The following is a 3467-nucleotide window of genomic DNA, read 5'->3' as shown; positions in this document are numbered from 1 at the left end:
TAATCTGTGTGATGTCATGACACAGCACCTGTCCCACGGCATCTTCCGTTCGCATCAGTTTCATACGCTCTCTCCTTCCGTCTGCACAGGAAAATACTGCGCCAGCTGCCGCTGGGCATACTGCTTGATGTCCTGCTCATAGGCTGTAAACTGGTCAAGCAAATAGTCGCCCGCCGGTGTCAGTTTGGCGCTTCCGCCGCCCGCGCCGCCGCGCGTGCGCGCCACCAATTGTGTTTCCAGCGCCGCTTCCATATGCCGAATCATATGCCGCCCTTTGGAATAGGACAGTCCCATCTCTGCACACGCCTGCTGGACAGATCCGGTGGTTCGGATACCAGCCAGCAAGTCCTTGGTTCCCGGCCCAAAAAATCGGTCATCCTCTGCATTGAGCCGCACCCGCGGATTGGAACGCAGTTTTTTGTTAAATGGATAGATCATAGATCATCGAATCCCTCTTGTTTTCGAGTGTCTTTTTCAAGACACTCGTTTTTCCAAAAAGAACTCGTACTCTCTCAAAGAATACGAGTTCTTACGTGGTCACTTCTTTCTGGTTTTTATTGTACTGGAGTCGTTTTTATTTGTCAAGACAGGAACATCCCAGTCGCGGCGTTCCTGCTGCGGAATCTCAAACCAGAATATATCCTCCGGATGCTGTTTCATGATTTTCCGTCCGCCGGTATCGCCGGACAGCCACAGTAGCTGTTCGCGCCACGCGCCGGAAAACAGCGTCGGATTGCCCGGCTGCCCTTCTGAAGCAACCGAGGCAAACGGTTTTCCACTGTGTATCGCCTGCGTCAAAAACTCCCGTACTGTTGCCGCTCGCAGTTCCGGTTGGTCTGCGGTAAAAAATGCCAGCCAATCCGCATGTTTTGCCGCACGGACACCGTGTCGAACGGATGCCGCGATTCCCTCCGCGGCATCCGCATTGTGCACAGCCTGCATTCCCAACTTCTGTGCGTGCTGTTCAATGCTCGGATACTGACTGACAACAATGACCTGTACCGGCTGTCCGTCTATCGTCTGCTGAGATAGGGTGTGCAGCACATGCAGTGCATACTGATACATGGGAATACCGTCAATTTCATACAGCAGCTTATTGGACCCAAAACGTCGCCCAAAGCCGGACGCCAGCAAAATACACGCAATCATCCCTGCTTCTTCTTTTCCTGAATGCCGCGCCATACATGCTCCGGCAGAATCGGCAGTTCATGATGCATGACACCGGTTGCGTTGAAAATGGCATCGGCAAGTGCCGGAGACGGTGTATTGATAACAATTTCACCGATACTCTTCGCGCCAAACGGGCCTGTCGGCTCATAGCTCTGGCGGAAATCCACTTCAATGTCCGGAACATCCATACGAGTCGGAATTTTATACTGCATAAAATTGCGCATCCGGTTAAAGCCCGTGTCGCTGTAGTTCTGTCCTTCGTACAGTGCCATGCCCAAGCCCTGCATCAAGCCGCCTTCTGTCTGCACGCGCGCCAAATTCGGGTTGACGACTGTGCCGCAGTCCACGCAGGCAGTATACTTGAGCGGAACGACCTTTCCGGTTTCCGGATCCAAATCAATCTCTACCATGCCAACCATATATGGCGGAGGAGATACCGGACTGTTGCCGCCCGCGGTGACGCTCTGCCAGCCCTCTGTGCCGCCTTGCAGCTGATTCGCCAAATCCTTCAGGGTAATGCTGTTGCCAGTGCTCACGCAGGTCAGCACCTTGCCGTCAAACTCCACTTCATCCTTCGGGCACTCCAGACGCTTTGCCGCCTGTTCCGTGATGTTCTGCCGCAGCTGTTCTGCCGCCTTGACCACAGCATTGCCGGTCAAGTACGTCGTAGACGAAGCATACGAACCGGAATCATACGGAGAGGTATCCGTATCTACACCATAGGTGACAACATCGTCCAAATCGCACTCCAAAACATCCGCCGCCATCTGTGCCAAAATGGTATCACTGCCCGTGCCCATATCGGTACTGCCCACAAGCAGGCTGTAAAATCCGTCATCGTTCATCTTGATAGTTACATTCGCCTCATCGACAAAGCTGATACAGCTGCCCTGCATCGCCATCGCCACACCGACACTGCGAATATGTCCATTCGGCAAGGTCTTTGCCGGGAATTTATTGTCCCAGTCCATCATCTCTTTGCAGCGCGCCATGCACTGATCCAGCGCACAGGCGTTGGCGGTTTCATTATTATACGCCGTCATGACGTCGCCCTCGTGCAGCATATTATGCTCTCGAATTTTTACCGGGTCAATACCCAGCTTATGCGCCATCAAATTGACGGTGTTCTCCATCGCAAAAACGCCCTGTGTCGCGCCGTAGCCGCGATACGCACCGGCACTCGGATGATTGCTGTACACGGTGTTCGCGACAAAGCGAAACGCCTCATACTTGCCGCTGTACAATGGGATAGATTTGTGTCCGACCAGACCAATCGTTGTCGGACCGTGCTCGCCATATGCACCGGTATTGGACAGCGCATGAATCTCAATGGCACGAATCGTGCCGTCCTTCATCGCACCTAACTTAACCGTGACTTCCATCTCATGGCGTGCACTGCCCGCAATCATGGTCTCTTCTCGTGTATAGTAAATCTTGCTCGGCTTGCCGGTCAGCCATGTGACAACCGCCGGAAACCGCTCGACAACAGCGGTCTGCTTCGCGCCGAAGCCGCCGCCGATACGCGGCTTGATGACGCGAATCTTGCTCTTCGGGATGCCCAGCGCATTGGCCATATTGCGGCGAACATGGAACGGAATCTGCGTCGCACTCTGAATCACCAGTCTGCCATAGGTGTCCATCCAGCAATTGGCTGTAAACGGCTCCATCATCGCCTGCTGATCCTCAATTGTGTGATAGGTCTCCTCAATGACCTCATCACAGGAGGCAAACACCGCATCGACATCTCCATGGCTCACATCCTCATGGTAAACGGAATTACGCTTGTTGTCGCCGTGGCTCCAATCGCTCTCTGTCCAGTCATCTTCCGGATGAATCAAAGTTTCATTGTCCAAGGAGTCGTGGAAATCTAAAATTGCCGGCAGCACATCATACTGCACTTTAATCAGCTTGAGCGCTTTATTGGCAGCTTTTTCTGTCTCTGCCGCAACGATTGCCACTTCATCTCCGACAAACCGCACATGCTGATCGAGAATGTATCGGTCATACGGCGACGCTTCGAGAAACGTCTGTCCCGCCTGGGTAAAGCGATGCTGCGGGACATTTTTGTACGTCAATACGCACTCAACACCCGGAACCAGCTCCGCTTTTGATGTGTCAATTTCCCGAATCATCGCATGGGCATGGGGAGAGCGCAAAATTTTGATAATCAGACAGTTGTCCGGTGCCAGATCGTCTGCATATACCGGCTTGCCGGTGACCAGTGATTCCGCGTCCTTTTTGACAATCGGTGCACCGACATATTTTCCCGGCTCTCTGGAATCTGGTAATCTCATGAT

At 53.2% G+C, this 3467-nt stretch carries 3 protein-coding genes; all 3 read right to left on the bottom strand.

Annotation, left to right across the window (positions count from 1 at the left end):
- Positions 1 to 60 precede the first annotated feature (60 nt).
- Positions 61 to 438, bottom strand: a complete 378-nt coding sequence (locus tag ACR0P9_RS09455; RefSeq protein WP_432619534.1) for a winged helix-turn-helix domain-containing protein — start codon at positions 436 to 438, stop codon at positions 61 to 63.
- A gap of 99 nt (positions 439 to 537) precedes the next feature.
- On the bottom strand, positions 538 to 1182 hold the full coding sequence (locus ACR0P9_RS09450; RefSeq protein WP_432619532.1) for a nucleotidyltransferase family protein: 645 nt from the start codon (positions 1180 to 1182) through the stop codon (positions 538 to 540).
- Entirely contained in the window at positions 1146 to 3464 is a 2319-nt protein-coding gene (locus ACR0P9_RS09445; protein ID WP_432619536.1) for a xanthine dehydrogenase family protein molybdopterin-binding subunit, read from the bottom strand. The genes ACR0P9_RS09450 and ACR0P9_RS09445 overlap by 37 nt, the downstream gene beginning before the upstream one ends.
- Positions 3465 to 3467: the final 3 nt, after the last annotated feature.

This window comes from Butyricicoccus sp. (assembly GCF_050872565.1).
Lineage (GTDB): Bacteria > Bacillota > Clostridia > Oscillospirales > Butyricicoccaceae > Butyricicoccus_A.
Note: the sequence above shows the minus strand (reverse complement) of the source record. Positions and strands in the feature narration are given on the sequence as shown.

What these genes read in the sequence shown, in the direction of transcription:
- ACR0P9_RS09445 (WP_432619536.1), bottom strand. Translation starts at nt 3,464, where the DNA reads ATGAGATTACCAGATTCCAGAGAGCCGGGAAAATATGTCGGTGCACCG.
- ACR0P9_RS09455 (WP_432619534.1), bottom strand. Translation starts at nt 438, where the DNA reads ATGATCTATCCATTTAACAAAAAACTGCGTTCCAATCCGCGGGTGCGG.
- ACR0P9_RS09450 (WP_432619532.1), bottom strand. Translation starts at nt 1,182, where the DNA reads ATGGCGCGGCATTCAGGAAAAGAAGAAGCAGGGATGATTGCGTGTATT.